Genomic DNA, 26124 nt, shown 5'->3' with positions numbered 1-26124 from the left:
TGCGGGCGTGGGGTGCGGTGGTGGGCACGGTGCGCGCTTGTTGGGCTGGTGCGGGTTTGGTTGCACGGTGCGTTGTGGTGGCGCGGCACGGTGCGGTCAACGCTGCACGGGTTGAACGAAGGCGCACGGTGCGGCCATGTCTGCGAACTCGGCACCGTGCGGGCTTGTTCGGTTCGTGCGGGTTCTGCTCGGCTCGGTCAGCCGGCGACGCCGTGCTCGAACGCCCAGACGACGGCCTGGATCCGGTCGCGCAGTGCGAGTTTCTGCAGCACGTTCGACACGTGGGTCTTCACGGTGGCGTCCCCGACGTAGAGCTCGCCGGCGATCTCCGCGTTGCTCAGGCCCCGGGCGAGGAGCCGCAGCACCTCGGTCTCCCGCTCGGTGAGCCCGGCGGCGGCGAGTGCGTCGTCGCCCGTCGTGGCAGTCGTGTTGGTCGTCGTAGTCGTCGCGGTGGTGATCGCCGAGGGCTGCACCGCAGCCGACGCCGTCGCCCGGCTGATCACCCGGCGCGTGACGTCCGGCGCGAGCAGGGCGTCCCCGGCGGCGACGGTCCGTACGGCGTCGATCAGCCGCTCGGGGGAGGCGTTCTTCAGCAGGAACCCGCTCGCTCCCGCCTCGAGCGCTTGGAACAGCGCGTCGTCGCTGTCGAACGTGGTGAGGATGAGCACCGCCGGCGGGTCCGGCAGCGCCGCGATCCGCCGCGCGGCCTCGAGCCCGTCGACGCCCGGCATCTGCACGTCGAGGCACACCACGTCCGGACGGAGCTGCTGCACGGCCTCGACCGCCCCGGCGCCGTCCGCGGCCTCGCCGACCACACGGAACCCGGGCTCGGACTCCAGGATCACGCGGAACCCGGCGCGGACGAGCTCCTGGTCGTCGGCCAGCACGATCGTCAAGTCGGTCGTTGCGTTCACGTCGTCGGCAGCCATGCCCGCACCAGGTAGCCTCCCCGGGCTCGTGGCCCGATCTCGATCCGTCCGTCCACAGCCGCGACGCGTTCCCGCATCCCGACGTGTCCGAGGCCGCTGCCGGAGGTGCTCCGGGCAGCACGGGCACCGAGCCCGTCGTCGGTGACCTCGACCTCGACGCCGTCGTCCAGGTACCGCAGCCGGACGTCGGCGCGGGCGGTCGGGCCGGCGTGCTTGAGAATGTTCGTCACCGCTTCCTGCACGATCCGGTACGCCACCGCGGCCACCGTCGGCGGCACCGGGCGCTCGTCACCCACGACGACATACTCGGCGGGGTGGCCCGCCACCCGGGCGGACTCGGCCAGCTCGGCGATCCGTGTGATGCCCTCGGTGCTCGGGCCGTCGCCACCGGCCGCCCCGAGGCCGGACGCGTCGTCGTCCGAGCGCAGGGTGCCGAGCATCCGCCGCAGTTCCTCCACCGCGGTGCGGGCGCTCTCCTCGACCACCCCGAGCGAGGCGGTGGCCTGCGCGGGGTCGCGATCGATCACGCGCCGTGCAGCACCCGCCTGCACCCCCATCAGCGAGACGTGGTGGGCGACCACGTCGTGCAGCTCGCGAGCGATCCGTACCCGTTCGATCGTGACGGCCTGTGCCGCGGACCGCTCCCGCTCGGCGGCGAGTTCGGCGGTGCGTTCGGCGAGCTGGTGCCGTGCGACTGCGGAGACCCAGGCGCGGTTGCCGGCGTACCAGGCGGCGCCGAAGTAGATCACGTTGATGACGATGTTGAGCAGCGAGATCGCGACGTAGGGCGCCACGGGGGAGTCCGTGTCGTTCGGCAGAGCGTTCGGCGACGCCCACCCGAACGAGATCGCGACGAACAGCCACGCGAACATGCCGCCGATGACGACCCAGCGCACTGCCTCGGCTCGCACCCGGTCGGAGCACCAGGCGCCCACCGTGTACAGCGCGATGAAGAGCGTGAAGTTGACGAGGAAGACCTCGGGCACCTGGAGCAGCTGCGTCGCGGCGAACGCCACCGCCGACACGAGGGCCACCGACATCGGGAACCGTCGGCGGAACGCGATCGGGGCCGCGTTCGCGACGATCATCAGCGCGGAGACCCACCAGGCGGCCTGGTCGTCACCGTACGTACCGGCCGACCCGTACAGGAACGTCGTGACGGCGAGCCCACCGGCCAGCACAACTGCGAGCACCGTGTCCTGCCGGTACTCGTGCCGCCCCACCGGCAGTCGCGACCAGTCCGCCGTCGTCCCCACTCGCGAAACGCTAGCGGAATCCCCGTGCGATGTCGCCACCACGCTGGACTGCTCGGCATCCGCTCGCGTCACGGTGCTCTGGTCACCCAGCGGGCTCGGCGATCGCCCGGATGACGGCGAAGTGCCGCTCGAACGCATCTCGTCCTGCGTCGGTGAGGGCGAGCCAGCTCCTCGTGCTCCGCCCCACGCGGAGTCTGCGGACGCGGAGGAACCCCGCCTCTCCCAGGGTCGCCGCTGCTTGCGACAGCGTTGAGTCGCTGACTTCGAGTGCGTCCCGGACGACACCGAACTCCGCTTCGTCCACCGTCCTGAGCAGCGCGAGCAGTGAGAACCGCACCGGCGAGTGGATCCGGTCGTCGAGTTCGTGCCGAGGGTGGGAGCCGCTCGTCATCGACGCCTCGGCCGAGCCTGCACCGCCGCCACGACGAGTGGCGCTGCGACGACGAGCGAGGTCACTCCCCACGCCAGCACCGACGTCGACCCGTCGAGTCCTCGGAGCAGCGCGGCATCGAGCGGAGCGACGGCGAGGACGTACAGGACACCGGTTGCGACCCAGGCGACGGTCATCAGTCGGTTGCCGCCGCGGGGGACGACCCGCCGGGTACTCGCGACGAGCCACAGCGCGATGACGACGACCGCGGCGACCGCGAGGATCGGCAGCCGCGGGGCATCCAGCCCCTCGACCACGAACACGAAGGACGCGACCACGGCGGCACTGCAGAGGAACACCGGTGTCTGCCAGCCGCGCCCGTGCCGGAGGCGAGTCCCGGGTGCAGCTCCTCGAGTGGAAGTGTTCATGTTCACAGATGGTAAACGTGAGACTGCCGCGTCCGCGGATGTCCCAGCGGAACAGCAGCTTCGCACCGAACGCGTTGGTCGGTGCACGGCAGGAGTAGCCTCCCGCCAACGAGCAGGGGAGACGCCATGCAGTTCCTCGTCAACGTCATCGACGACGGCCAGGCCGCCGCCGTCGGCAACACGTACTCCGCGACCGACGCCGAAGCCGCCGCGGTCGATGCCTTCAACGAACGGATGGCCGACGCGATCGTGTTCGCCGCCGGGGTCTCCGCACCGGCAGACGCCACCGTGGTCGACGCCCGCGACGGCACGGCCGACACGACGGCCGACACGACGAACCGGCCCGACCCCGACGAGTACGTCGCCGGGTTCTGGGTCATGGACCTCCCGGACGCCGAGACGGCTGCACGGGTGGCGCACCAGGCGTCGCAGGCGTGCAACCGGAAGATCGAGCTCCGCCCGCTGCTCTGACGCCACGGACCCCACCCGGCCGACGGACCACCGCGGGGACGGCGCTCGCCGCGGTCACGCCAGCCCCGACCACGAACGTCGCGACGAACCCGATCGCACCGACGAGCGCTCCGGCAGCCGCCGCACCGACGGCCTGCCCGAGCACGAGTGCGACGAACAGCATCGACGTGCCCGCCGACGACCGCTCGGCATCGATCTCGGTCGTCCACGCGATCAGCGCCCCGGTCGCCGCCGTGTAGCCCCAGCCGAACACGGCACACGCCAGCAGCGCCGCGACCGTCGACTGCGGCGCTGCCCCCAGCACCACGACGGCGACGGCGACCGAACCCGCCGTGACCGCCCAGAGCGTCCGGGCGCGGAAGCCGTTCGTCCACCGCGCGGTGACCACGACGGCCGCTCCGCCGATCCCGAGCGCGATCCAGGCCGACACCGAGACGACGACCGACGCACCGGCCTCCACCAGCGCCGAACGTCCGTACGTCCAGACGACGGCGGACCCCGCCCCGAACAGCAGCGCCAGCACGAGCACCCCTCGGTGCGCCGCGAACCACGGGGTGCCGGGCAGCGGTGACCGGGACGCAGCAGTCCCGCCGCGGGACGCCACGAGCAGCAGGGCACCGACGGCCAGGGCGAACACCCCGGACACCGCCCAGGCCGTCCGCCAGTCGGGCAGCAGCACGAGGGCGAGCGCCCCGGCGCCCACGAGCCCGGGGCCGGTGCCGGCATTCACGATCGCCTGCGCGCGGCCCTGCAGCGCCTGGGGCACCTGCGCCGCGACGATCCGCACGAGGGCGGGGGACGCGAGTCCGGCACCCGCCGACGCGAGCACGGCGCTGATGCCGAACGCCGACGACCCGCCGGCCGTCGCCATGGCGATCGCACCGACCCCCGCCACCAGGGTCGCGACCGTGACGAGCACGCGGGGCATCCGTGCGGCGAGCAGGAAGCCGGCGACCGCGCCGACGCAGTACAGCGCCGAGGCACCCGACGAGACCCACCCGGCGGCATCGGACCGGAGCCCCAGGTCGCGCTGCACATCGGGCAGGAACAGCCCGTACGCCAGGCGCACCAGGCCGTAGGTGGCGGCGATCAGGCCGAGTCCGCTCACCAGGAGCAGTCGATGTCGTAGCGAAAACGATCGTTTCACTTTTCAGAGCCTAGGGTGCTCTCATGGTGATGCGCCCAGGGACCGAGCAACGGCTGCTCGACGCCGCCGAGGAGCTCTTCTTCTCACAGGGCATCGCCGCCACCCCGATCGACGCCGTCCTCGAACGGGCCGGGGTCTCGACGGCCACCCTGTACCGCGGCTACGCGAGCAAGGAGTCCCTGGTCGCCGCGGCCCTCACCCGTCGCCACGAGGACTGGATCGCCACCTGGGACCGTGCGGTCGCCGCCGAACGGGACGACCTGGGCCGACTCCTGGCGGTGTTCGACGCCCTCGACGACTACCGCTCGACGCCCACGGGCTCCCGCTGGTGCGCCTTCCTCGGCACCGCCGCCGAGTACGCCGACGCCCCCGCCGAGGTCCGGCAGGTCCTGGACCTCGAGACCACCACCCTGCGCCGGCGGCTCGTGGCACAGGCGGTGCCGGTGGTCGGTCCCCGTGCCGAGGTCCTCGGCGACCAGCTGCTGCTCATCGTCTCCGGTTACCTTGCGATGCGGTTGCGCGACCCCGCGCTCGACACGACGACGGCACGGTCCGTCGCCGCGTCCCTCATCCGGGAACACACCCCAGACGGAACGGCGCCCACCACATGACCCGATCGCGTGCTGCCACGGTCACCCGCCGTTCCCTGCTGATCGGTGGCACGGGCGTCGTCGCCGTGGGAGCCGTGGCCGAGGGGATCAACCTCGGCCTGCTGCCCGGGCGCTCGACCCTGTACCGGGTCCTCGGTCTGGACGGCACCGACGGCACGGTCCCCGACGTCGAGGCGGTTCCCACCGCCTCCGGCACCTTCGTGTCGGCAGCGCGGAAGGGCCGCACCGTCGGGTGGACGATCGCGGCACCGGCGTCCGACACCCCCTTGCCGGTGGCGGTCGCCCTGCACGGCTACGGCGACGACCACACCTCGTTCTTCGGGCGGAGCCTGGGCTACGACCGGTTCCTCGCAGCGCACGTCGCCGACGGAGGAGCACCGTTCGCGATCGCCTCGATCGACGGCGGCAACCGCTACTGGCACCGGCGTGCCGACGGCGACGACCCCGCCGCGATGGTCGTCGACGAGTTCCTGCCCCTGATCGCCCGCCGCGGCTTCGACACGGACCGCCTCGCCCTGACCGGCTACTCGATGGGTGGCTTCGGCGCCCTCCGGCTCGCAGGGGTCCTCGGTGCCTCGCGCGTCCGGGCGGTCTCGGCCATCAGCCCCGCGCTCTGGAAGTCGGCCGCCGACACCGCTCGCGGCGCCTTCGACGACGCCGCGGACTTCCGCGCGAACACCGTCCTCGGGCGGCAGCGCGCCCTGGACGGCGTCGCCGTCCGCGTCGACTGCGGCAACGGCGACGGGTTCGCGCTGGCGGTGCACGCCTACGTCGACGGCTTCGCCACGCCTCCGGCCGGAGGCTTCGCACCCGGCGCCCACACGCACGGCTACTGGCGCCGCCTGGCGCCGCAGCAGCTCGCCTTCCTCGGCCGCCACCTCGAAAGTTGAGTTTCCGCTGCTCAAGTGAACTTGAGTGCGACGACGGCTAGATGCAACTTGACGAAGTGTTGGGAATATAGGAATAAAGAGCTGCGGCCCAATCGATATGCGGGATTGAATCAATCCAGGCTGCGTAAGCAACTGCTGCCCAGTGATTCCGAGATTTAGTGTTAGCTACCTGTAGCTCGCGACTGAGGCTGGCTTGTAAAGCATCCAGCCCGCCGCTGTTGAACACCCCAAGAAGGTCCTCGGCGCGGCCGTACATTTCTTGCGATGCCGCAATCCGGAAACGACTTGCGAATTGCGCATTTGTAAACAGGTCCGTGACCCGGCTTGCTTGACGCTTCGACCAGGCCGAAGGGGGGGAAACGCTATAGCGTAGAAGGGCAGGATCCGCTGTATCCACTACCGTCGCGGTCATCCACGTTTCGGTTTCAGCCCATGTGTCGGCGTATGGATCGAGATCAATAGAGTTTGCCCGTTTCCCTCTTTCGTCGTTGCAATCGCGACAGCACGGAACGAGATTGCGGGGCGTCACGGCTAGACGAGGGTGCGTTGCTTTCGGGTACATATGGTCCAGTGTGGGTGCGTTCGACATATGGCAGTACGGGCAACCGCGCAGGCCCAGGGCGAGAATCTCCTCCCGCAGGAACTCTGCGGCCCTTTTGCCGAATGCGTTCTCGTAAAGCCAGATCATGCTGCTCTTAACCTCTGCGGAGAACTCGGCACCGCGGAACCTTCGGGTTGGAATACTCCGCAAAGAAGCCAGCCAGGCTGATTCTTCGAAGGCGATATGGTGCAAGTCGTCCCGAATGGCTACCGCAACATCCGTTCGCTGTACCTTGTAGTTCAGTGACGCATCGATCGCTTCAAGCGTGTCGGTCGTAAGGGGCGTGATCGGTCTCAACTTAGACGTCCAGCCTAGAGTCGATCATAGCCCGCAGGATCATTCTTGCTTCTCCGCCAAGTTGGTGCTGAAAGTGGGATTCTGCATCGGGGAACGAGTCGAACTTGCTCGCGACCTCGGCTAGAATGGTGTAATACCCGGCTTCTCGTAATTCGAGCCCAAAGACCTCGCGTGTAAGCACGTCAACGCTTTCTCCGAAAGTTTCGATGGTCGGCTTTGTGAGGACTGATCGGTGGCCGATCTGATTAATAATCCAGGCCGAATTTTTCGGGATCTCCTGTAAAACGATTGGAGAATGCGTCACGACCAACGCGACGCTGTTGCGAGCTTTCAGGATCTCGGCTACGACGCGAACGAAGGCTGACAGGAGCGGAGGGTGAAGGTGGCTCTCAGGTTCGTCAACGAGAACCAACGTCCGTTCTTCGCAGTATCGCACGAGACTCACGGTGCTTAGCAGGACAACTTTATGCCCAGAACTGAGGCTACTAAAGTCAAGGGCCCGTAGTTCCTGCGGGTCAGAAATACCTTTACGATTTAACTGTCGGTCCGCTCGCGCCAGTGTTTCCATAGCACGAATGAGTGCGTCCGTCCGATCGAGGATGCACGCTGCTACAGTCTTGTGGAAGTAGTCCTCTTGCCCTTCCGGTGTGCTGGGAATGGGTAGATCCGCGGATGTCGGCGTGTCCGCGCGTTCGCTAACGAGGGGCGGAAGATATTCTCTGCTTTCGGGTTGAGCTAGCGCGATATTCACGATCCGTAGATTCGCGGGCTCCTCGGTCCGTGCTACGAGCTTGCGTGAGTTCGCGTCAAACGCGCTGAAGCGGACGGTGACCAGGGTTGTGATGGAGTCCAGCGTCGATCCAGAGAAGCTTTCGGTGCGTGCTTCCCCCTGAGTGAAGTCGCGAATTTCGTTTTCCATGTCGAACAGAATTGTCGACTTCCCGGCACCGTTGGTTCCGATGAGCGCGTGTATGTTTGTTGGGATAGGGGATTCAGGGTCCACGTGAAGATCAATAGCCTGGTTAGTAGTCCCACGTGGTGAATAATGGAGCTCAAAAGCTCGAGCCTCTTCCTCGCCTGCGAGGATCCTGCTGAACTGAGTTTTCACGATTGACCGTGTGACAAAGCGCAGAAAGGACTTTTCGACGGGTCCAGTGGGGTCGTTGTTCATTGCGAACCTGTCTGGATCGAGGCTCAGGTCGCGGAGTGCTCGCGCCAACTCGGTTCCTTGTCGCTGGCCGTAGATGCGCATCACCTCTGAGTAGAAGCTTGGATCCTGCGCCAGGCTCCCGAATTCTGGTGGCAGCGTGTGAAACTCCGACGGCAGTACGGTTGTGACCTTCGACATCAGGGTGGGCCGAACCGGCGTCGATAAATCTGCGACCTTTAGAGTGCCGATCTCTCGCGTGGACGCGGTGGCAGGGTCGTGAACAGATACAAAGAATGTTGTTCTGTAACCGTAGTCATCCCAGTCATCGGCCCGAAGGTAAACATCGAAGGGGGCTAGTCGGTCTGGGGCCCAACTGGATTTCGATCGCACGAGAAAGTTGAATGTTGGCGTCGCCATGCGCAGAGTCTAGAAGAGGCGGATCGCGCCGTGGTGCTTTGCGCTCAGGCGCGACCGCGGTTGCGGCGCCGGATCTCCTTCGGAGCCCGCCCGGCCATGAAGGACCGTGCAGGATCGACGAGGAAGCCCTGCCGGAGTGCCTCGCGACCGACGAGCATCCGGAACCCCATCTGGTCCCGGTTGCTCAAGGTGACCTCGGACTCCACGACCTGCCCGGCCAACGCGATCCGCGTGCGGACGACGATGCGCTCCTGGGTGTGTCCGGTCGAGCTGCGGACGATACGCCGGTCGTGCACGTCGCACTCGATGGTGGAGGCGTCGGCATCGGTGTCCTGCCAGGGGTGCAGCGAGAACCGCACCCGCTCGCCGGGCAGTTCCTCGAGGTCGAAGGCGTGCAACGCGGAACTCCGGGCGCCGGTGTCGAGCTTCACCTTGATCCACGGCACGCCGAGGTCCGGCAGCCCCGCCCACTCCCGCCACCCGGCGACGACGAGCCCGCTGTCGGAGGACTTCGGAGCTCGGGCCATGTGCCCATCCTGTCGCATGCTCCGCGGCCACGTCCGCATGCTTTGATGGGGCGTCGCCGTCGATCCGACCCAGCGGAGAACCCCTCGATGAAACTCGCCATCCTGTCGCGCGCGCCCCAGGCGTACTCGACCCAGCGCCTCCGCGCAGCGGCACTCGACCGCGGTCACGAGGTCAAGGTGCTCAACACCCTGCGCTTCGCGATCGACCTGGCCGGCGACGACCCGGACCTGCTCTACCGCGGCAAGCTGCTGAGCGACTACGACGCCGTGCTGCCGCGCATCGGCAACTCGATCACCTACTACGGCACCGCCGTGGTGCGGCAGTTCGAGCAGATGGACGTCTACACGCCGAACACGGCGAACGGCATCACGAACTCGCGGGACAAGCTCCGGGCGAACCAGATCCTGTCGCGACACGACATCGGCATGCCGGCGACGACCTTCGTGGCCGGCCGCAACGACGTGCGCGGCGCGATCGAACGGGTCGGCGGCGCGCCCGTCGTCATCAAGCTCCTCGAGGGCACGCAGGGCATCGGCGTGATCCTGGCACCCGAGGCGAAGGTGGCCGAGTCGATCGTCGAGACCCTGCACTCCACGAAGCAGAACGTCCTGATCCAGCGGTTCATCGCCGAGAGCCGCGGTCGTGACATCCGGGCCCTCGTCGTCGGTGACCGGGTCGTGGCTGCAATGCGTCGGACCGCCTCGGGCGACGAGTTCCGCTCCAACGTGCACCGCGGCGGCACCGTCGAGAAGGTCACGCTCTCGCCCGAGTACGAGGCGGTGGCCGTGCGCTCGGCGCAGATCATGGGCCTCAAGGTCGCCGGCGTCGACATGCTCGAGGGCAACGACGGGCCGCTCGTGATGGAGGTCAACTCCTCACCGGGGCTCGAGGGCGTCGAGCGCGCCACCGGCCTCGACATCGCCGGTGCGATCGTCGACTTCATCGCGAACCAGGTCGCGTTCCCCGAGATCGACGTCCGCCAGCGGCTGTCCGTCTCGACCGGCTACGGCGTCGCCGAGCTCCTCGTGCACACCAACGCCGACCTGGTCGGCAAGACGATCAAGGAGTCCGGGCTCTGGGACCGTGACATCACGGTCCTCACGCTGCACCGCGGCTCGAACGTCATCCCGAACCCGCGCAGTGGCGTCGCCCTCGAGCCGGGGGACCGCCTGCTCTGCTTCGGCAAGCTCGAGGAGATGCGGTCGATGATCCCGGAGCGCCGCAAGCGGCGCGCGAAGGTGCGGAAGCTGCCGAAGGACGTCTGATCCGGAGCCGTCCAGCGCATCCGGATCGCGCACACAGGCCAGATGCGGAAGTATGTGTCGGTGACGATCATGACGGAACGGCCGGTCGACCAGGCATCGAGCAGTGAACCGGAGCAGCCCGGCAACGCCACGGCGAAGCACCGGAACGTCTCACTGCTCTCCGTGGCGACCACCACGGCGGAGCGTGTGACGACCTCGGCCGACATCGAGGCCAAGCTCCGCGGGGTCCTCCGTCGACTCCGTCTGCCGATGGGACTGCTCGAGCGCGTCGCCGGGGTCATCGAGCGTCGCAACTGGGGCGAGGGGCAGACCTTCCAAGACGCCGCGATCGACGCCGGCCGCCGCGCCATGGCCGAAGCCGGTGTCCGTCCGGACGAGATCGGGCTGCTCATCAACACCTCGGTGACCCGTCCGCACCTCGAGCCGTCGGTGGCCGTCCGCCTGCACCACGGTCTCGGGCTGCCGTCGTCCGCCATCAACTTCGACATCGCGAACGCCTGCCTGGGGTTCGTCAACGCCATGAGCGTCGCCGCGGGCATGATCGACTCCGGGCAGATCAAGTACGCGCTCGTCGTCGACGGCGAGGACGCCGACCAGGTGCAGCTCAACACCATCGACCGTCTGAACCAGGGCGGCCGGAACCGCAAGGACTTCATGAGCGAGTTCGCCAGCCTGACCCTCGGGTCCGGTGCCGCGGCGGCCGTGCTCGGCCCGGCGGACCTGCACCCCGAAGGACACCGGATCGTCGGCGGCGTCACCCGCGCGGCGACCCAGTGGTACGACCTGTGCGTGGGCAGCGTCGACGGCATGTTCACGGACGCGAAGATGCTGCTCAAGGGCGGCATGGAGCTCGTCGTCGCCGCCTGGACCGAGGCCCGCGCCCACTTCGACTGGGCCGACATGGACCGCTACGTGCTGCACCAGGTCTCCGACGTGCACACCAACGCCTTCGTCGAGGCGATCGGCATCCCGCGCGACAAGGTCCCCACCACCTACCAGCGCTTCGGCAACGTCGGTCCCGCGTCGATCCCGATCACCCTGGCCGACGAGGTCGCTTCCGGCGGCATCCGTCGCGGTGACCGCGTGTTCCTGGGCGGCGTCGGTTCCGGCATCAACACGGCGATGATGGAACTCCACTGGTGAGGTCCCGGCTGCCCCGCGTCGCCGCGAGCACGGCTCCGGCGACGCAGCCGCCCTCCCTGCCCGGCCTCGACCCCGCCTGGTCGCGCCTGGTCACGGTCCCCGCGTGGTCTGCAGAACGGTCGGGAGGCACGGATCGCGCCGCGCGCACCTGGCACCTCCTCGACACGGCCGGGTCCCTGGCCGCGCTCGGCGTGGAACCGGTCGGCACGATCCTCTGCGTGCACGGCAACCCGACCTGGTCGTACCTGTGGCGGTCGGTGCTCCGCACCTCGCTCGAGGTCGCCCGAGCCGGCGGCCCGGCCTGGCGCGTGGTCGCCGTCGACCAGCTCGACATGGGCTTCTCGGAGCGCACCGGAGTCGAGCGTGGACTGGCACAGCGCGTCGCGGATCTCGGGGCCCTGACCGACGAACTCGGGCTGACCGGACCGGTCGTCACCCTCGGCCACGACTGGGGTGGCGTCGTGTCGCTCGGTTGGGCGGTCGACCACCCGGACGTCCTGGCCGCCGCGATGACGTGCAACACGGCCGTGCACCAGCCCGACGACGCCCCGATCCCCGCACCGTTGCGGCTCGCCCTCGGCCCGGGGATGCTCGGCCGCGCGACGGTCGTGACCCCGGCGTTCCTCGAGACCACCCTGGCCATCGCGCACCCGAAGCTCGACCGTGCCACGGCCGACGGCTACCGTGCGCCCTACCGCGGTGCCGCCCGCCGCGGTGGAATCGGCGGCTTCGTCGCGGACATCCCCGTCGACGCCCGGCACCGGAGCGCCCCCGAACTCGACCGCATCGCCGCCGGGGTCGCCGCGCTCGACGTGCCGGTGCTCCTGCTCTGGGGTCCGCGCGACCCGGTGTTCCTCGAGCGCTACCTGGACGATCTGACCGAACGTGTGCCGCACGCCGACGTCCACCGGTTCGAGGGCGCCGGGCACCTGCTGCCCGATGACGCCGACGTGGCGGGCACGGTGTTCGACTGGCTCGGTGACCGCCTGCCGGACGGTGGCCGTCCTGCGCAGGCCCCCACGGGCCTCCAGTCCGACGTCGTGGACCCGGGCCAGCCCGCACCGGCGACCCCGCCGCTCTGGGCACGGCTCGACGAACTGCGTGCCAGTGACGAACCCGCGCTGGTCGAGATGGCCGCAGCCGGTGGCCCCCGCACGATCACGTGGCGGCTGCTCGCCCGACGGGTGGACGAGATCGCCGCAGGCCTCGACGACCTGGGCGTCCGCAGCGGCGACCGTGTCTCGCTCCTGGTGACCCCCGGTGCCGACCTGACCGCCGTCCTGTACGCCTGCGTGCGGATCGGCGCGGTCGTCGTCGTCGCGGATGCCGGTCTCGGACTCGGCGGCCTGACCCGCGCGGTCCGCGGCGCCCGACCCGACTGGATCATCGGCGCGCTGCCCGGGCTCGGTGCCGCGCGTGCCCTCGGCTGGCCGGGGCGACGCATCGCGACGCTCTCGCTGCCCGCACCGGCACGGAAGGCACTGCGGGTGGAGCACACGCTCGTCGACGTCGCCCGACGTGGTGCCCGCCGTCTCGCCCACGGCACCGCGCTGCCGGCGGCCCCGTCGTCGGACGCTCCCGCCGCCGTGCTCTTCACCTCGGGGTCGACCGGCCCGGCGAAGGGCGTCGTGTACACGCACGGGCAGCTCAGCGCCGTCCGGGACGCCCTGGCCACCCAGTACGACGTCGGAGTCGGCACCGGCCTCGTCGCCGGGTTCGCGCCGTTCGCGCTGCTCGGTCCGGCCCTCGGCGCCCGGTCGGTCGCGCCCGACATGGACGTCACCGCGCCGCGCACCCTGACGGCGAAGGCGGTCGCGGCCTCGGTCGCCGCGGCCGACGCCACCGTGGTGTTCCTGTCGCCCGCGGCCCTGGCGAACGTCGTCGCGACCGCGTCGGAGCTCACCGACGCCGACCGCCAGGCACTGAAGGGCGTGCGGCTGTTCCTGTCGGCCGGGGCTCCCGTCTCGGCTGCGCTGCTGACCGCGGCGACCGAGCTGATGCCGAACGCCAGCGCCCACACCCCCTACGGCATGACCGAGGGGCTGCTCATGACCGACGTCGACCTCGACGGGGTCCGTGCCGCCGGCCGGTCCGACGACGAGGGGATCTGCGTCGGGGTGCCGGCAGCGAACGTCCGCGTCCGCATCGCACCGCTCGACGGTTCTGGGCGCTCGACCGGAGCCCTGACGGACGAGCCCGGGGTCACCGGCGAGATCGTCGTCGCGGCACCACACGTGCGCGACCACTACGACCGGCTCTGGCGCACCGACCGGGTCTCGCGCCTCGGCGTCGACGACCCGCGCGGGCACCGCACCGGGGACGTCGGACACCTGGACGCCGCGGGACGGATCTGGGTCGAGGGCCGGCTGCAGCACGTGCTGGTGACTCCGGACGGGGTCGTCACGCCGGTGGGGCCGGAGCAGCGGATCGAGGGCGTCGACGGTGTCGGACGTGCCGGGGTCGCGGGCATCGGGCCGATCGGCACCCAGCAGGTGGTGGCCGTCGTCGAGACCGACCCTGCCGTGCGCCGGCCCGGGCTGGCGTCGCCGTCGCTCGCCGCAGCGGTCCGTGCCGCCGCCGGAGTCCCACTCGCCGCGGTGCTCGTCGTGCCCGTGCTGCCGACCGACATCCGGCACAACTCCAAGGTCGACCGCACCCGGCTGTCCCGCTGGGCCGGCTCGGTGCTGTCCGGCGGCCGGATGGTCCGCCCGTGATCGGCGCGTTCTCACGCGGTCACCGACACCTCACGGGCCGTCGGGGGCGTGAGGTGTCGGTGAGCACGAATCGCCGACCCGTCGCGGTTCGAGACGGCGGACGGATGGTCCGCCCGTGAAGGTCCTGGTCACCGGGGCCAGCGGGTTCCTCGGGCAGGCCACCGCCGCAGCCGTGCGGGACGCCGGGCACGAGGTCCGGACCTTCCAACGTCGTCCCTCCGGAGTGCCCGGGGTGCAGGACGTCACCGGGACGATGACCGACGACGCGGCGATCGCCCGCGCGGTCGACGGGGTCGACGCCGTCGTGCACCTGGCCGCGAAGGTGTCGCTCGCCGGGGACCCGGCCGACTTCGCCCGGGTCAACATCGAGGGCACGCGCTCGCTGCTGCAGGCCGCCCGTGCCGCCGGCGTCGGGCGCTTCGTCTTCGTGTCGTCGCCGTCGGTCGCGCACACCGGTTCGTCGCTCGTCGGGGCCGACGCCGGTCCGGCCGAGCCGTCCCGCGCTCGTGGCGACTACGCCCGCACCAAGGCCGCGGCGGAGCTGCTGGCACTCGACGCCGACGCCCCGGACTTCGCCGTCGTGGCGGTCCGGCCGCACCTGGTGTGGGGTCCGGGCGACACCCAGCTCGTCGGACGGATCGTCGAGCGTGCTCGGGCCGGACGGCTCCCGCTGCTCGACTCCGGCGCCGCGCTCATCGACACGCTCTACGTCGACAACGCCGCGACGGCCATGGTCGCGGCGCTCGAACGCGTCACGGACGACGGCGTCCACGGCAACGCGTACGTCGTCACGAACGGTGAGCCCCGCCCGGTCGCCGACCTGCTCGCCGGCATCTGCACGGCGTCGGGCGTCCGACCGCCGCAGTGGCACGTGCCGGCCGCGGTCGCGCGGGCCGCGGGCTCCGTGGTCGAGGCCGTCTGGCGCGTCCGACCGGGGGAGGACGAACCGCCGATGACCCGGTTCCTGGCCGAACAGCTCTCGACGGCGCACTGGTTCGACCAGCGACGGACCCGGAGCGACCTGCGGTGGACCCCGTCGGTGTCGATCGACGAGGGGCTCGAACGGCTGCGCGCCGCGGCTCAGGCCTCGTCGGCCGCCACGTAGACCCAGGCCGTCCAGCCCGAGGCCAGCGTGACCCGGATGCGCTGGTAGTCGGCGACCTCGTAGCCGTCGACCGCGCGGAGCTGCCACTCGTACCCGAGCGTCAGGGCCACACCCTCGACGACGTCGCCGGCAGAGCCGCGGCGGAGGATCGGGTGCCGGTCGGAGCCGCTCGTCCGGATGACGTCCGGGTCGGTGATCGTCACCCAGTCGAGCCGCCAGCCGGGCAGGGAGTCCGGGGTGGTGGGGACGTGGTCGCCGAACAGCGACTCCTGCACGAGCGGCTGCTGGAGCGTGCCGTACGAGAAGACCCGGTGCGTCTCGCCGGGGCGCGGCGTCGGACGTTTGACGGGACGCGGAGCGATCGCAGGGGTCGAGGTCCAGACGAGTGCACCGGCCAGGCCGGTCAGGCCGAGGTGCAGCAGCCCGATGACGCCGAGGGCGCCGCCCCAGCGGAAGCCGACCGCGAGCCCGATGACGCCGACGACGAGACAGACGAGCGCGAACGCGCCGAGACCGATGACCCAGCGCTGGCCGGGGGAGAGACGCTTCACGTCGCGAGGCTAGCGGACGGGCAGCGGACCGCAGGACCACCCGGGTGCGCCGACCGGGTCGGGTGTGGGGCGGGCCTCCAGGCCGGGACCGTGTGCACGACGTCAGCCGGCGAAGCGGGTCCAGAGCTCGGTGACGATCGGCCAGACGTCGCCGGCGCGGTCGGCGGAGCCGACGGCGACCAGGACGACGGGGACCAGGGTGACGGCCACGCTCACCAGGACGGCGAGCACGACGGCGGTCGTCGCGGTGGCGGTGTGCCGGCGGGTCAGGGCGAGCAGGAGCAGGCCGAGCACCACGACCGCACCGAGCAGGGCGATCAGGGTGACCCGGACGAACGGGAACGGCACGAGACCGGCAGTGGTGGCGGTGACCCCGCCGAGGAACCCGACCAGCGGCAGGAAGCCGCCGACCGCGATGGCCATCACGAGGAAGACCCCGATGCCGCCGGCGATCCAGACGCCGCGGGGTCGGGGACGCCGGTCGCGGGACCGGCGCCCTCCGGACCAGGCGGTGGTCACGGCTGGTCCCGGTGACGGGGAGCCGTGGCGGCATCCGCTGCCGCATCGGCGGCGACGGCTGCGTCGTCGGCAGCGTCGGCAGCGTCGGCCGCTGCATCGGCAGCGTCGGCGGCCCGGTCGCGGGTCGTGCCGGCTGTGTCGACGACGACGTCACGGGCCTGCTCGGCGGCGCCCTTCGCGGACGATGCCGCATCGGCCGCCTGCTCCGATGCCCGGGCCAGGGACTCCGAGGCGGAGTCATGCACACGCTCGCCCGTCTCGGCCGCGGCGTCGACGGCACGCTTCGTCGTGTCGGCGGTGGCGTCGGCAGCGCGCTTGGTGGCGTCGGCTGTCGCGTCGGCGGCCTGCTTGGTGGCGTCGGCTGTGGCGGACGCGGCCTGCTTGGTGGCGTCGGCGGTGGCGGACGCTGCCTGCTTCGCCACGTCGGCCGTGGCGTCGGCGGCCTGCTTCGTCGCGTCCGCCGTGGCCGTCGCGGCGCGCTTGGTGGCGTCCGCGGTGGTCTCGGCGGCCTGCTTGACGGCCTCGCCGGTCGACTCCGCCGCCTGCTTCACGGCATCGGTCGCCTGCTCTGCGGCGCGGCCGAGCGGGGACTGCTCGTCGTCGAACGGTCCGTGCACGTCGAGGACGCGCACGTCGACCGAGGTGCGGAGGTCGGACAGCTGTCGGGTGGCTGCGGTGACCTGCTGCCGGACCTCGGCGGCCACGTCGAGCACCGGGTGCGGGTAGCTGACGACGACGGCGACCTGCACGCTGAGCACGCCGTCCTGTTCGTCGACCTGCACGCCGGTGGTGCCCGCCGAACGGCCGAGCTGCTTCCGCAGCTGGTCGGCGGCACGGGCGGCGATCCCGCCGAGGTGGTGCACGCCGGGCACGCCGAGCGCGGTCTCCGCCGCGGTGCGCGCGACGATCGTCGCGGTGCTCGCGTCGTCGGGCAGCGGCTCCGTCAGTGCTGCGGGCAGCGCCACCTCGGTGACCTGCGTGTTCGCATGGGGGTCGTGCTGCATGGTTCCTCCTCGTTCGGGATCTGCGCGGGGACGCATCGGGGCACCCGTTCGACGGGTGCCCCGATGCGGTCGTGCGACCTACTTCTTGAAGACGTCCTTGACGTCCTCGCCGGTCTGCTTCGCGCTCGCAGCGGTCTGGTCCTTCTTGCCTTCGGCGACCTTGGCGTCGTCGTTGGTCAGGTTGCCGACGGCTTCCTTCGCCTTGCCGGCGAGGTCCTGAGCGGCGTTCTTGATCTTGTCGTCGAGTCCCATGACGGGTCCTTTCGTGAGTGGGCGTGCGCCCGGTGGTGTGGTGGTGGGCCGGGAGGCCCGGGGTGCGTCCGGCTGACGGGTGTCAGTGGACGCGGGTCGACTTCGCGAGCGCGGAGCGGGTACCGCCGGTCAGGTGCACGAGCACCGGGACCGGACGGCCGAGGGTGCGGTCGAGGACCGCGACGGCTCGGTCGACGGCGTCGAGCACGCTGACGGCGTCCCCGCCGCGGCGGACCGCGACACGGATCCGGGCGGCGCGCTGCCGGCGGACGAGGTAGGTGTCGACCCGGGAGCCGACCACGTCGCGGACACCCGCGAGTTCGTGCTCGAGGACGTCCCGGACGAGTGCGACGTTGACGGTGACCGCATCGTCGCCCGAGTGTTCCCGGACGGCGACGGACGTGCCGCCACCACCGCGGGTGAACACCCACACGAGGGACAGGACGATCACGAGGGCCGCGGCCCCGGCGACGATCCACAGCGCGGACGCGGGGACGTCGAGGCTGCGGGGGAGGTCGACGTACGGCTTGACGGCGTCCTGGACGGCGGGCAGCACGCCTGCGCCCATCGCGATCCCGACGACGACGGCGACGAGGCCGAGGACGAACAGGATGATCCGGTTGAGGGTCCGGTTGCTCTTGGTCATGCGAGGGTTCCCTTCTCCTCGACCCGGACGCGGACGCGTCGGCCGAAGCGCTCGTCGAGACCGCTCAGACGCTCCACGACGGCGGCGCGCACGCTCGCCTCGTCGACGGGCACACCCGTGACGGGGACGATGCGGACCTCGGTGGAACGGCCACGGGCGGTGGCGGAGGCGTTCCCCTCGGGGACACCGGCCGCCATGCCTGCAGCGTTCGCCGCGGTGGAGGCGACGATGCGGGCGTCGATGACGACCGCACCACGCTCGTGTTCGACGACCGATCGGTGCTGGCGGCCGGGCTTGAGCGCCAGGACGACCAGCACGACGCCGAGGACGACGAGCACACCCGCGATGACCTCGACGATGGTGACGAACGCGGCGTCCGGGCGGAGCGCCGTGTCGACCACGGTCTGGGGATCGGCGACCAGGGGCGGGCGTCCGATGGCGCCGAGCACCGCCTCGGTGCCGATCCAGGCGGCCACCAGGGCGAGCACCACGAGTGCCACCGCCACTGCTGTGGAGCGGGAGCGGTGCACGCTCCGACGACGGATGCGTCGTTCGACGGAACCGTTGCTCATGATGGCCTCCTAGCGGGCACGGGACTCGTGCTCGCGCACGATCCCGGTGAGTTCGATGTGGGCGCTGCCGACGCGACGCCCGGTCAGGTCGCTCACGCGGCCCTTGACCTGGTCCGCGATCCGGATCGACCCGGAGACGATGTCGTCGCTCGCGGCGATCGGCCCGGTGATGTCGAGCGACAGTGCTCCCGACGCGTCGCCGAGTCCGACGCGCACCCGCTTGGCGGGGGCGCCGAGCCCTTCGGCTGCGACGGCCCGCGCCAGCGAGGTGAGCGCGCGTGCGGTGATCTCGACGCGGCCCGGGACGTCCGGGCCGGCGTTCACCGGGAGCTCCGGCGTCCGGTCAGCACGTCGGTCAGGGCACCGCGGTCGATGCGCCCGGTGGCGAGTGCGGCCACGAGGGCCCCGATCGCACCGAAGACGATGACGAGCACGAAGCCCCAGAACCCGAACTGCAGTGCCACGACGGCGAGGACTGCGCCGATGAGGGCGCCGATCAGCGTGTTGCTCATGCGACTCGGGCTTCCTTCTTCTCGTCCTCGTTGTCGTCGTCGTCGCCCGGGATGTAGACGTCCTGGACGGTCACGTTGACCTCGGCGACCTCCATGCCGACGATCTGCTCGAGGGCACGGGCGACGCCGGCACGGACGCCGTCGGCGACCTGCTGGAGCGACACCGGGTACTCGGCGACGATCACGATGTCCGCGGCGACCTGCTTCTCGCCGACCTCGACCTTGACGCCCTGACCGAAGTCGCGCTGGCCGATGGCGTCGCGGATCGCGCCGATGGCACGGGCTGCGCCGTTGCCGAGGGAGTGCACGCCGTTGACCTCGCGGGCGGCGATGCCGGCGACCTTCGACACGACGGTGTCGTCGATGACGGTCTTGCCGGTGACGCCGCTGGTGCCGGCGTGCGAGGTGGCACGGGTCGCCGTGGTGGCCGGGGTGGGGGTGATGGTGTCAGCCATGTTCGTTCCTTCCGTTGACCCGCCGGGCGTTCCCAGCGGTTGCTGTTCACGGATGAGACGGGCTGTGGAAGAGATTCGTCACACACGACTTCTCGGATTCGGGAGATGTCCAGGGAACCCCGGAAATCCGGGGATCTGTGTGTACCCCCGGGGTGTTGCGTCCGGCCGTTCAGCCGTTTCCGGCCGCGCCGTTGCGCTCTGCAGCGGCCCGCATGGCACGGACACAGGCCATCGGAGACTCGCCGCGCTCCTCGCGGAAGAGCTGTTGCAGCCGTCGGGGGAGCACCCCTGCGGCGGCCGCGATGTCGTCGAGCGTGAGCGGGTCGTCGAGGTGCTGCTCGATGTACGACACCGCACGGCGGACACGCCACGACGCCTTGCCGGCCTCCGGCTGAGCAGCCAGCGACGCGCGCTTCGTCACGGCCGGGTCCTCACCGAACCGGTCGCGGTAGGTCTCGGCGAACCGCCCCGGGTTGGTGAAGCCCCAGCGGCGGGCGATCGCAGCGATGCCGGAGGACACGAGCGGACAGTCCGCCGGGGCGACCGGGCCGCCCCGGTCCGCGCGGAGCAGCTCCTCGCGCACCCGGTCCAGGCGGTGGTCGCGGAGGAACCGGTGCGGGGTGGTGTCGAGCGTCCGGGCGAAGACGTCCTGCAGCCCGCGCTGGCTCAGTCCGCAGGCGGCGGCGATGGTGGGGACCGAGGGTCGTTCGGCGGCGTGCAGCTCGATGAAGCGGATCGCGTCGCGGAGCCGGTTCGCCACGGGCACGTCGTCGCCGCGGTTCCGGATGGGGAACGTGTCGAGGATGACGACGGCCAGCCGGCGGTTCAGGGCGGTCCGCATCGGTCCGAGCACGCGGTCGTCGACCAGGGCCGGCCCGAGTTCACGGATCAGGTGCCGCAGGGGTTCGCGCCGGGCGACGACCTCGTCCTGCTGGTCGAACAACAGTGGGCCGTCGGGCAGGCGGTAGCCGAGGTCGCGGCCGACGCTCCGCAGGAACCGGTCGGCCACGTGCACGCCGTTGTAGACGGTGCCGTCGGACTCGAACCGGTAGGCCTCGGACGCCGACGCGATGTACGGGCTGCCCGGCTCGACGACGCGGGTGCGGTCGGCGAAGTGCATCTCGAGCCGGCCCTTGGTGAGCCAGAACACCACGTGGTCGTCCCGCACGCCGATGACCCCGCCCCGCCGACCGCCCTCAGCCCGCATGGTGCGCAGCGACAGGTCGTCGTCGCCCACGACCGTGTACTCGTACCGGGTGTCGTCGGTGGCGAACGTCTCGGAGGCGAAGTCCGAGCCGCCGTACTCGGCCGTGAAGATCTCGGAGTAGTCGGAACCCTCGCCGTCGGAGAACCGCAGCCGGCGGAATCCGTTCGTCGTCGAGGGGTCCATGCGCCGATCATGACATCAGTTGCACCGGACAAGGAAAGGAATACCCTAGGGGGGTACCGTATTGAGAACGGTGGAGGCGGACATGCACGAACACGTCGGGTACATCGGCGACAAGGACGACCTGCTCAAGCGACTCCGTCGCGCCGAGGGGCAGGTGCGCGGCATCGCACGGATGGTCGAGGACGAGACGTACTGCATCGACGTCCTGACCCAGATCTCGGCGGCGAACCGGGCGCTCGAACGCGTCGCGCTGTCGCTGCTCGAGGACCACCTGGCGCACTGCGTCGCCGAGGCCGTCGCCGAGGGCGGGGACGCTGCCGACGAGAAGGTGCGCGAGGCCAGCCAGGCGATCGCCCGGCTCGTCCGCTCCTGACCCTGACGATCGACCACCGAGAAGGAGACACCATGACCACCGAAACGCTGCTCGTCGAGGGCATGACCTGTGACCACTGCGTGATGAGCGTCACCGAGGAACTCACCGAGGTCGACGGGGTGTCGGGCGTCGACGTCCGACTCGTCCCCGGTGGATCGTCCGAGGTCACCGTCAGCTCGGCGGCACCCGTCGACGCGGACGCCCTCCGCGCCGCCGTCACCGAGGCGGGGTACGAGGTCGTGCGCTCGTGACCGACCGCACCGTCGAACTCGACATCACCGGGATGACCTGCGCCTCGTGCGCGAACCGCATCGAGCGGAAGCTCGGCAAGCTGCCCGGGGTCACCGCCACCGTCAACTACGCCACCGAGAAGGCGCAGGTGCAGGTCGCCGCGGACGGCACCGCCGACCCCGAGGCGCTCATCGCCGCGGTGGAGTCGGCCGGCTACGGCGCCACGGTGCCGGCAGCGCCCGCAGCCGCCGACGCCGACCCCGCGGTGGACGAGGACCCGACCGGCCCGCTGCGCCGACGCCTGGTCGTGTCCGCCGTGCTCGCGGTGCCCGTCGTGGTGCTCTCGATGGTGCCGGCGCTGCAGTTCCCGAACTGGCAGTGGCTCGCCCTGACGCTCGCGGCGCCCGTCGCGGTCTGGGGTGCGCTCCCGTTCCACCGCGCCGCGTGGGTCAACGCCCGGCACGGTGCCGCCACCATGGACACCCTGGTGAGCGTCGGTGTCCTCGCTGCCTTCGGGTGGTCGCTGTACGCCCTGTTCTTCGGCGACGCCGGCACGACCGGCATGCACATGACGTTCTCGTGGCTCGCCACGGACCCCGAGGCCACCGACCTGTACCTCGAGGTCGCGACGGCCGTGACGGTGTTCATCCTCGCCGGCCGGTTCATGGAGGCCCGCGCGAAGACGCAGTCCGGCGCCGCACTCCGGGCACTGCTCGAACTCGGTGCGAAGGACGCCACGGTCCTGCGCGACGGCGCCGAACACCGCGTGCCGGCCTCGTCCCTGGTCGTCGGCGACGTCGTCGTGGTGCGACCCGGCGAGCGGATCCCGAGCGACGGCTTGGTGCAGGACGGCTCCTCGGCCGTCGACCTCAGCATGCTCACCGGCGAGTCCGTGCCGGTCGAGGTCGGACCGGGCGACCGGGTCACCGGCGCCACGATCAACGTCGGCGGCCGGCTCGTCGTCGCGATCACCCGCGTCGGTGCCGACACCGAGCTCGCCCGCATGGGGCGCCTGGTCGAGGACGCCCAGACCGGCAAGGCCGAGGTGCAGCGCCTGGCCGACCGCGTGTCCGGGGTCTTCGTGCCGATCGTCATCGCGCTCGCCGTGCTGGCCTTCGTCGGCTGGCTCGTGCTCGGCGGCTCGGTCACCGCGGCCTTCACCGCTGCCGTCGCCACCCTGATCATCGCCTGCCCGTGCGCCCTCGGGCTCGCTACGCCCACCGCGCTGCTGGTCGGCACCGGTCGCGGCTCCCAGCTCGGCATCCTGATCGGCGGTCCGCAGGTGCTCGAGCGCACCCGCGGTGTCGACACCGTCGTGCTCGACAAGACCGGCACCGTCACCACGGGGTCGATGACCCTGCGGTCGGTCACCGCCCTGGACGAGACCGAGGACGTCGTCCTGCGCCTCGCCGCGGCGGTCGAGGACGGCTCCGAACACCCCGTCGCCCGCGCCGTGACCACCGCGGCCCGTGCCCGGGGCGCTGACCTGCCCCAGGCCGAGCAGTTCACCGCCACCGCCGGCGCCGGTGTGCAGGCCGTCGTGGACGGCGACGTCGTCCTGGTCGGCACGACCCGCTGGCTCGCCGACTCGTGGTCGATCACCCTGCCCCCGGTGCTGTCCAACGCCGTCGACCGTGCCGAGGCCGACGGGGGCACGGCGGTCGTCGTCGCCCGGAACGGCAGTGCCCTGGGCGTGGTCGTCGTCGGCGACACCGTGAAGCCCGAGGCCGCCGACGCGATCGCCCGCTTCCGGGCGCTCGGCCTGCACCCGGTCCTGCTCACCGGTGACAACGACGGTGCCGCACGTGCGGTCGCCGCGAGCGTCGGCATCGACGAGGTGCACGCCCGCGCGACCCCGGCGTCGAAGCTCGAGACCGTCCGTCGGCTGCAGTCCGAGGGGCGGAGCGTCGCGATGGTCGGCGACGGCGTGAACGACGCCGCGGCGCTGGCAGCGGCCGACCTCGGCATCGCCATGGGGGCCGGCACCGACGCGGCCATCGCGGCGAGCGACATCACGGTCGTCAGCGGTCGGCTCACGGTGGTGGCCGACGCCATCCGGCTGTCGCGCGCGACGCTCGGCGTCATCAAGGGCAACCTGTTCTGGGCGTTCGCGTACAACGTCGCGGCGATCCCGCTCGCGATGGCGGGGCTGCTGAACCCGGTGCTCGCGGGTGCGGCGATGGCGTTCTCGTCGGTCTTCGTCGTGACGAACAGCCTGCGGCTGCGTCGCTTCGCGGCGCAGCCGTGAACCCGGCGAGCCGACCGCGGCCCTGAACGCGACCGGCCGGGAGGCGTGACGCGCGCAGCGAACGCGAGCCGCGCCTCCCGGCCGACTGTGCGCGCCACCCGCCGGAGCGCACTACGCTCGAAGACGGTCCGCGACGCAGCGCTGCGTGACCCGCGGGCTGTACGTCTTGAACGTGATCCCCAGGAGGACCGAAGTGACCGAATCCGCTCCCGTCGACCCCACATCGACCGAAGGCTGGAAGAAGCTCGACAGCATCGCTGCCGGCTTCACCCCGGACCTGCGAGGGTGGTTCGACAGCGACCCCGGTCGTGCCGAGCAGTACACCTTCCAGGCGGCCGACCTGACCGTCGACCTGTCCAAGGGCCTGGTGACGGACGAGATCCTCGCCGCGCTGCTGCAGGTCGCGAAGGACACCGGCGTCGCCGAACGCTTCCAGGCGATGCTCGCCGGTGAGCACATCAACGTCACCGAGGACCGCGCCGTGCTGCACACCGCGCTCCGCCGCCCGAAGGCGACCGAGGGCCTCGTGCCGGCGGCACCCCTGACGGTCGACGGCCAGGACGTCGACGCCGACGTGCACGCCACGCTCGACAAGGTCTACGGCTTCGCCGAGCAGGTCCGCAGCGGCGCCTGGACCGGTGTCACCGGCAAGCGCATCGAGACCGTCGTCAACATCGGCATCGGTGGCTCCGATCTCGGCCCCGTCATGGTCTACGAGGCACTCAAGCCCTCCGTCCAGCCCGGCCTCGAGGCCCGCTTCGTGTCGAACATCGACCCGGCGGACATCTACGAGAAGACCGCGGACCTGGACCCCGAGACCACGCTCTTCATCGTCGCGTCGAAGACCTTCGGCACGCTCGAGACCCTGACGAACGCGCGCCTCGCCCGCCAGTGGCTGTGGGAGAAGCTCGGCCTGACCGACGCCGCCGACGACGAGAAGAAGAACGCCGTCGCCAAGCACTTCGTCGCCGTCTCCACCGCGCTCGACAAGGTCGAGGCCTTCGGCATCGACCCCGAGAACGCCTTCGGCTTCTGGGACTGGGTGGGCGGCCGCTACTCGGTCGACTCGGCCATCGGCACGAGCGTCGTCATCGCGATCGGCAAGGAGAACTGGGAGCAGTTCCTCGCCGGCTTCCACGCCATCGACGAGCACGTCCGCACCACGCCGCTCGAGCAGAACGTCCCCGTCCTGATGGGCCTGCTCAACGTCTGGTACACGAACTTCCTCGGTGCGCAGAGCCACGCGGTCCTGCCGTACACGCAGTACCTGCACCGCTTCGCCGCGTACCTGCAGCAGCTCACGATGGAGTCGAACGGCAAGCGCGTCCGCTGGGACGGCTCGCCCGTCACCACCGAGACCGGCGAGGTCTTCTGGGGTGAGCCCGGCACGAACGGCCAGCACGCGTTCTACCAGCTCATCCACCAGGGCACCCGCCTCATCCCGGCCGACTTCATCACGGTCGCCAACCCGGCCCGTCCGCTCAAGGACGAGACCGGCGACGGCAAGGGCGTCGCGCCCGGCACCGACGTGCACACGTTGTTCCTGGCGAACTTCTTCGCGCAGACCAAGGCGCTCGCGTTCGGCAAGAGCGCCGACGAGGTCCGCGCCGAGGGCACCACGGACGAGGGCATCGTCGCGGCGCGCACGTTCCCCGGCAACAAGCCGACCACGTCGATCATCGCGCCGGAGCTCACCCCGAGCGTCCTCGGCCAGCTCATCGCCCTGTACGAGCACATCGTGTTCACCGAGGGCACGATCTGGGGCATCGACTCGTTCGACCAGTGGGGTGTGGAGCTCGGCAAGCAGCTGGCGCTGCAGGTCACGCCGGCCGTCGAGGGCGACCAGGCCGCGCTCGACGCGCAGGACCCGTCGACCAAGGCGCTCATCGCGAAGTACCTGGAGCTGCGGAAGTAACGCACGTCCCCACTTGACGGACGGGAGGCCCGTGGCGGATCCGCCACGGGCCTCCCGTCCGTCGTGCCGGGCACTGCCAAAGCGACAGTTGCGCCCGACGGGCCGCCGTCAGGCCTGCGAAAGCGACAGATGTG

Annotated in this window: 29 protein-coding genes; 11 read left to right on the top strand and 18 right to left on the bottom strand. The window is 70.9% G+C overall.

Translation table 11 applies throughout. The features are described 5' to 3' along the window. Positions 1-197: 197 nt before the first annotated feature. From DEJ21_RS07740 to DEJ21_RS07725, 4 genes are all read right to left on the bottom strand, one after another. Positions 198-929 (bottom strand): response regulator transcription factor, encoded by a 732-nt coding sequence (locus DEJ21_RS07740; RefSeq protein ID WP_111224219.1) that lies wholly within the window; start codon positions 927-929, stop codon positions 198-200. Continuing rightward, positions 911-2185, bottom strand: coding sequence for a sensor histidine kinase (locus tag DEJ21_RS07735; protein ID WP_181435817.1), 1275 nt, complete (start codon positions 2183-2185; stop codon positions 911-913). The genes DEJ21_RS07740 and DEJ21_RS07735 overlap by 19 nt, the downstream gene beginning before the upstream one ends. Positions 2186-2267: 82 nt before the next feature. Then, a complete protein-coding gene (locus DEJ21_RS07730) occupies positions 2268-2576 on the bottom strand; it encodes a transcriptional regulator (protein WP_111111000.1) in 309 nt (102 codons plus the stop codon). Continuing rightward, positions 2573-2983: a hypothetical protein gene (locus DEJ21_RS07725; protein WP_146247721.1), complete on the bottom strand. Its 411-nt coding sequence runs from the start codon at positions 2981-2983 to the stop codon at positions 2573-2575. The genes DEJ21_RS07730 and DEJ21_RS07725 overlap by 4 nt, the downstream gene beginning before the upstream one ends. A gap of 126 nt (positions 2984-3109) precedes the next feature. Here DEJ21_RS07725 and DEJ21_RS07720 point away from each other — a divergent pair, with 126 nt between their 5' ends. Then, complete coding sequence (locus DEJ21_RS07720; RefSeq protein WP_111224216.1) at positions 3110-3454, top strand: YciI family protein; 345 nt, start codon at positions 3110-3112, stop codon at positions 3452-3454. Here DEJ21_RS07720 and DEJ21_RS07715 read toward each other — a convergent pair. Then, complete coding sequence (locus tag DEJ21_RS07715; RefSeq protein ID WP_220036561.1) at positions 3360-4562, bottom strand: MFS transporter; 1203 nt, start codon at positions 4560-4562, stop codon at positions 3360-3362. The two genes, DEJ21_RS07720 and DEJ21_RS07715, sit on opposite strands and share 95 nt — an antisense overlap. Before the next feature lie 62 nt (positions 4563-4624). On the opposite strand from DEJ21_RS07715, the gene DEJ21_RS07710 reads away from it, so the two are divergent. Together DEJ21_RS07710 and DEJ21_RS07705 are read left to right on the top strand one after the other, a co-directional pair. Further along, entirely contained in the window at positions 4625-5212 is a 588-nt protein-coding gene (locus DEJ21_RS07710) for a TetR/AcrR family transcriptional regulator (RefSeq protein WP_111040120.1), read from the top strand. Continuing rightward, on the top strand, positions 5209-6102 hold the full coding sequence (locus tag DEJ21_RS07705) for an alpha/beta hydrolase family protein (protein WP_111224214.1): 894 nt from the start codon (positions 5209-5211) through the stop codon (positions 6100-6102). Before DEJ21_RS07710 ends, DEJ21_RS07705 begins: the two co-directional genes overlap by 4 nt. Positions 6103-6139: 37 nt before the next feature. Here the strand turns inward: DEJ21_RS07705 and DEJ21_RS17965 are convergent, their stop codons facing one another. Genes DEJ21_RS17965 through DEJ21_RS07695 form a run of 3 tightly spaced genes read right to left on the bottom strand, consistent with a single transcriptional unit; the run spans position 6140 to position 9094 of the window. Further along, a complete protein-coding gene (locus DEJ21_RS17965) occupies positions 6140-7000 on the bottom strand; it encodes an HNH endonuclease (RefSeq protein ID WP_146247720.1) in 861 nt (286 codons plus the stop codon). Position 7001: 1 nt separating this feature from the next. After that, positions 7002-8567: an AAA family ATPase gene (locus DEJ21_RS07700; RefSeq protein WP_111224213.1), complete on the bottom strand. Its 1566-nt coding sequence runs from the start codon at positions 8565-8567 to the stop codon at positions 7002-7004. Between the two features lie 44 nt (positions 8568-8611). Then, a complete protein-coding gene (locus tag DEJ21_RS07695) occupies positions 8612-9094 on the bottom strand; it encodes a RimK/LysX family protein (protein ID WP_027465989.1) in 483 nt (160 codons plus the stop codon). Positions 9095-9181: 87 nt separating this feature from the next. Here DEJ21_RS07695 and DEJ21_RS07690 point away from each other — a divergent pair, with 87 nt between their 5' ends. The 4 genes from DEJ21_RS07690 to DEJ21_RS07675 all read left to right on the top strand — a co-directional run bounded on the left by DEJ21_RS07690 (position 9182) and on the right by DEJ21_RS07675 (position 15322). Continuing rightward, positions 9182-10360 carry a RimK family alpha-L-glutamate ligase gene (locus tag DEJ21_RS07690; protein WP_111224212.1) on the top strand — a complete coding sequence of 393 codons (1179 nt, stop codon included), beginning with the start codon at positions 9182-9184 and terminating at the stop codon, positions 10358-10360. A gap of 69 nt (positions 10361-10429) precedes the next feature. Beyond that, the gene (locus DEJ21_RS07685) at positions 10430-11503 is read left to right on the top strand and encodes a 3-oxoacyl-ACP synthase III (protein ID WP_042537701.1); all 1074 of its coding nucleotides are present in this window, start codon (positions 10430-10432) and stop codon (positions 11501-11503) included. Next, positions 11500-14217 carry an alpha/beta fold hydrolase gene (locus tag DEJ21_RS07680; protein ID WP_258374936.1) on the top strand — a complete coding sequence of 906 codons (2718 nt, stop codon included), beginning with the start codon at positions 11500-11502 and terminating at the stop codon, positions 14215-14217. The genes DEJ21_RS07685 and DEJ21_RS07680 overlap by 4 nt, the downstream gene beginning before the upstream one ends. A 115-nt stretch (positions 14218-14332) precedes the next feature. Continuing rightward, the gene (locus DEJ21_RS07675) at positions 14333-15322 is read left to right on the top strand and encodes an NAD(P)-dependent oxidoreductase (RefSeq protein WP_111224211.1); all 990 of its coding nucleotides are present in this window, start codon (positions 14333-14335) and stop codon (positions 15320-15322) included. Here DEJ21_RS07675 and DEJ21_RS07670 read toward each other — a convergent pair. The 10 genes from DEJ21_RS07670 to DEJ21_RS07625 all read right to left on the bottom strand — a co-directional run bounded on the left by DEJ21_RS07670 (position 15298) and on the right by DEJ21_RS07625 (position 21223). Continuing rightward, positions 15298-15873 carry a gamma-glutamylcyclotransferase family protein gene (locus DEJ21_RS07670; RefSeq protein WP_258374935.1) on the bottom strand — a complete coding sequence of 192 codons (576 nt, stop codon included), beginning with the start codon at positions 15871-15873 and terminating at the stop codon, positions 15298-15300. The two genes, DEJ21_RS07675 and DEJ21_RS07670, sit on opposite strands and share 25 nt — an antisense overlap. A 102-nt stretch (positions 15874-15975) precedes the next feature. After that, complete coding sequence (locus DEJ21_RS07665) at positions 15976-16392, bottom strand: MFS transporter permease (RefSeq protein WP_111224210.1); 417 nt, start codon at positions 16390-16392, stop codon at positions 15976-15978. Then, entirely contained in the window at positions 16389-17396 is a 1008-nt protein-coding gene (locus DEJ21_RS07660; protein WP_181435816.1) for an Asp23/Gls24 family envelope stress response protein, read from the bottom strand. The genes DEJ21_RS07665 and DEJ21_RS07660 overlap by 4 nt, the downstream gene beginning before the upstream one ends. A 78-nt stretch (positions 17397-17474) precedes the next feature. Next, positions 17475-17648: a CsbD family protein gene (locus tag DEJ21_RS07655; RefSeq protein WP_017885408.1), complete on the bottom strand. Its 174-nt coding sequence runs from the start codon at positions 17646-17648 to the stop codon at positions 17475-17477. An 82-nt stretch (positions 17649-17730) separates the two neighbouring features. Further along, complete coding sequence (locus tag DEJ21_RS07650) at positions 17731-18294, bottom strand: hypothetical protein (RefSeq protein WP_110864128.1); 564 nt, start codon at positions 18292-18294, stop codon at positions 17731-17733. Next, complete coding sequence (locus DEJ21_RS07645) at positions 18291-18866, bottom strand: DUF6286 domain-containing protein (RefSeq protein ID WP_111224208.1); 576 nt, start codon at positions 18864-18866, stop codon at positions 18291-18293. The genes DEJ21_RS07650 and DEJ21_RS07645 overlap by 4 nt, the downstream gene beginning before the upstream one ends. A 9-nt stretch (positions 18867-18875) precedes the next feature. After that, complete coding sequence (locus tag DEJ21_RS07640) at positions 18876-19190, bottom strand: hypothetical protein (RefSeq protein ID WP_017885411.1); 315 nt, start codon at positions 19188-19190, stop codon at positions 18876-18878. After that, entirely contained in the window at positions 19187-19378 is a 192-nt protein-coding gene (locus tag DEJ21_RS07635) for a DUF2273 domain-containing protein (RefSeq protein WP_017885412.1), read from the bottom strand. Before DEJ21_RS07635 ends, DEJ21_RS07640 begins: the two co-directional genes overlap by 4 nt. After that, complete coding sequence (locus tag DEJ21_RS07630) at positions 19375-19833, bottom strand: Asp23/Gls24 family envelope stress response protein (RefSeq protein ID WP_111024451.1); 459 nt, start codon at positions 19831-19833, stop codon at positions 19375-19377. The genes DEJ21_RS07635 and DEJ21_RS07630 overlap by 4 nt, the downstream gene beginning before the upstream one ends. Before the next feature lie 169 nt (positions 19834-20002). Continuing rightward, entirely contained in the window at positions 20003-21223 is a 1221-nt protein-coding gene (locus DEJ21_RS07625; protein ID WP_111224207.1) for an AraC family transcriptional regulator, read from the bottom strand. Positions 21224-21305: 82 nt separating this feature from the next. Between DEJ21_RS07625 and DEJ21_RS07620 the strand changes: the two genes are divergently transcribed. The 4 genes from DEJ21_RS07620 to pgi all read left to right on the top strand — a co-directional run bounded on the left by DEJ21_RS07620 (position 21306) and on the right by pgi (position 25990). Beyond that, entirely contained in the window at positions 21306-21596 is a 291-nt protein-coding gene (locus tag DEJ21_RS07620; RefSeq protein ID WP_027466001.1) for a metal-sensitive transcriptional regulator, read from the top strand. Between the two features lie 32 nt (positions 21597-21628). Next, complete coding sequence (locus tag DEJ21_RS07615) at positions 21629-21847, top strand: heavy-metal-associated domain-containing protein (RefSeq protein ID WP_111024449.1); 219 nt, start codon at positions 21629-21631, stop codon at positions 21845-21847. Beyond that, positions 21844-24075: a cation-translocating P-type ATPase gene (locus tag DEJ21_RS07610; protein WP_181435815.1), complete on the top strand. Its 2232-nt coding sequence runs from the start codon at positions 21844-21846 to the stop codon at positions 24073-24075. The genes DEJ21_RS07615 and DEJ21_RS07610 overlap by 4 nt, the downstream gene beginning before the upstream one ends. A 193-nt stretch (positions 24076-24268) precedes the next feature. Then, positions 24269-25990, top strand: coding sequence for a glucose-6-phosphate isomerase (pgi, locus tag DEJ21_RS07605; protein ID WP_110864230.1), 1722 nt, complete (start codon positions 24269-24271; stop codon positions 25988-25990). Positions 25991-26124: the final 134 nt, after the last annotated feature.

This window comes from Curtobacterium sp. MCSS17_006, from assembly GCF_003234215.1.
GTDB classification, from domain to species: Bacteria; Actinomycetota; Actinomycetes; order Actinomycetales; family Microbacteriaceae; genus Curtobacterium; species Curtobacterium flaccumfaciens.
The sequence above is the reverse complement of the archived record's forward strand: the minus strand, read 5'-3'. Positions and strand labels throughout refer to the sequence as shown.

What these genes read in the sequence shown, in the direction of transcription:
- DEJ21_RS07685 (WP_042537701.1), top strand. Translation starts at nt 10,430, where the DNA reads ATGACGGAACGGCCGGTCGACCAGGCATCGAGCAGTGAACCGGAGCAG.
- DEJ21_RS07620 (WP_027466001.1), top strand. Translation starts at nt 21,306, where the DNA reads ATGCACGAACACGTCGGGTACATCGGCGACAAGGACGACCTGCTCAAG.
- DEJ21_RS07650 (WP_110864128.1), bottom strand. Translation starts at nt 18,294, where the DNA reads ATGACCAAGAGCAACCGGACCCTCAACCGGATCATCCTGTTCGTCCTC.
- DEJ21_RS07730 (WP_111111000.1), bottom strand. Translation starts at nt 2,576, where the DNA reads ATGACGAGCGGCTCCCACCCTCGGCACGAACTCGACGACCGGATCCAC.
- DEJ21_RS07740 (WP_111224219.1), bottom strand. Translation starts at nt 929, where the DNA reads ATGGCTGCCGACGACGTGAACGCAACGACCGACTTGACGATCGTGCTG.
- DEJ21_RS07655 (WP_017885408.1), bottom strand. Translation starts at nt 17,648, where the DNA reads ATGGGACTCGACGACAAGATCAAGAACGCCGCTCAGGACCTCGCCGGC.
- DEJ21_RS07720 (WP_111224216.1), top strand. Translation starts at nt 3,110, where the DNA reads ATGCAGTTCCTCGTCAACGTCATCGACGACGGCCAGGCCGCCGCCGTC.
- DEJ21_RS07725 (WP_146247721.1), bottom strand. Translation starts at nt 2,983, where the DNA reads ATGAACACTTCCACTCGAGGAGCTGCACCCGGGACTCGCCTCCGGCAC.
- DEJ21_RS07705 (WP_111224214.1), top strand. Translation starts at nt 5,209, where the DNA reads ATGACCCGATCGCGTGCTGCCACGGTCACCCGCCGTTCCCTGCTGATC.
- DEJ21_RS07645 (WP_111224208.1), bottom strand. Translation starts at nt 18,866, where the DNA reads ATGAGCAACGGTTCCGTCGAACGACGCATCCGTCGTCGGAGCGTGCAC.
- DEJ21_RS07700 (WP_111224213.1), bottom strand. Translation starts at nt 8,567, where the DNA reads ATGGCGACGCCAACATTCAACTTTCTCGTGCGATCGAAATCCAGTTGG.
- DEJ21_RS07660 (WP_181435816.1), bottom strand. Translation starts at nt 17,396, where the DNA reads ATGCAGCACGACCCCCATGCGAACACGCAGGTCACCGAGGTGGCGCTG.
- DEJ21_RS07625 (WP_111224207.1), bottom strand. Translation starts at nt 21,223, where the DNA reads ATGGACCCCTCGACGACGAACGGATTCCGCCGGCTGCGGTTCTCCGAC.
- DEJ21_RS07695 (WP_027465989.1), bottom strand. Translation starts at nt 9,094, where the DNA reads ATGGCCCGAGCTCCGAAGTCCTCCGACAGCGGGCTCGTCGTCGCCGGG.
- DEJ21_RS07630 (WP_111024451.1), bottom strand. Translation starts at nt 19,833, where the DNA reads ATGGCTGACACCATCACCCCCACCCCGGCCACCACGGCGACCCGTGCC.
- DEJ21_RS07710 (WP_111040120.1), top strand. Translation starts at nt 4,625, where the DNA reads ATGGTGATGCGCCCAGGGACCGAGCAACGGCTGCTCGACGCCGCCGAG.
- DEJ21_RS07690 (WP_111224212.1), top strand. Translation starts at nt 9,182, where the DNA reads ATGAAACTCGCCATCCTGTCGCGCGCGCCCCAGGCGTACTCGACCCAG.
- DEJ21_RS07635 (WP_017885412.1), bottom strand. Translation starts at nt 19,378, where the DNA reads ATGAGCAACACGCTGATCGGCGCCCTCATCGGCGCAGTCCTCGCCGTC.
- DEJ21_RS07615 (WP_111024449.1), top strand. Translation starts at nt 21,629, where the DNA reads ATGACCACCGAAACGCTGCTCGTCGAGGGCATGACCTGTGACCACTGC.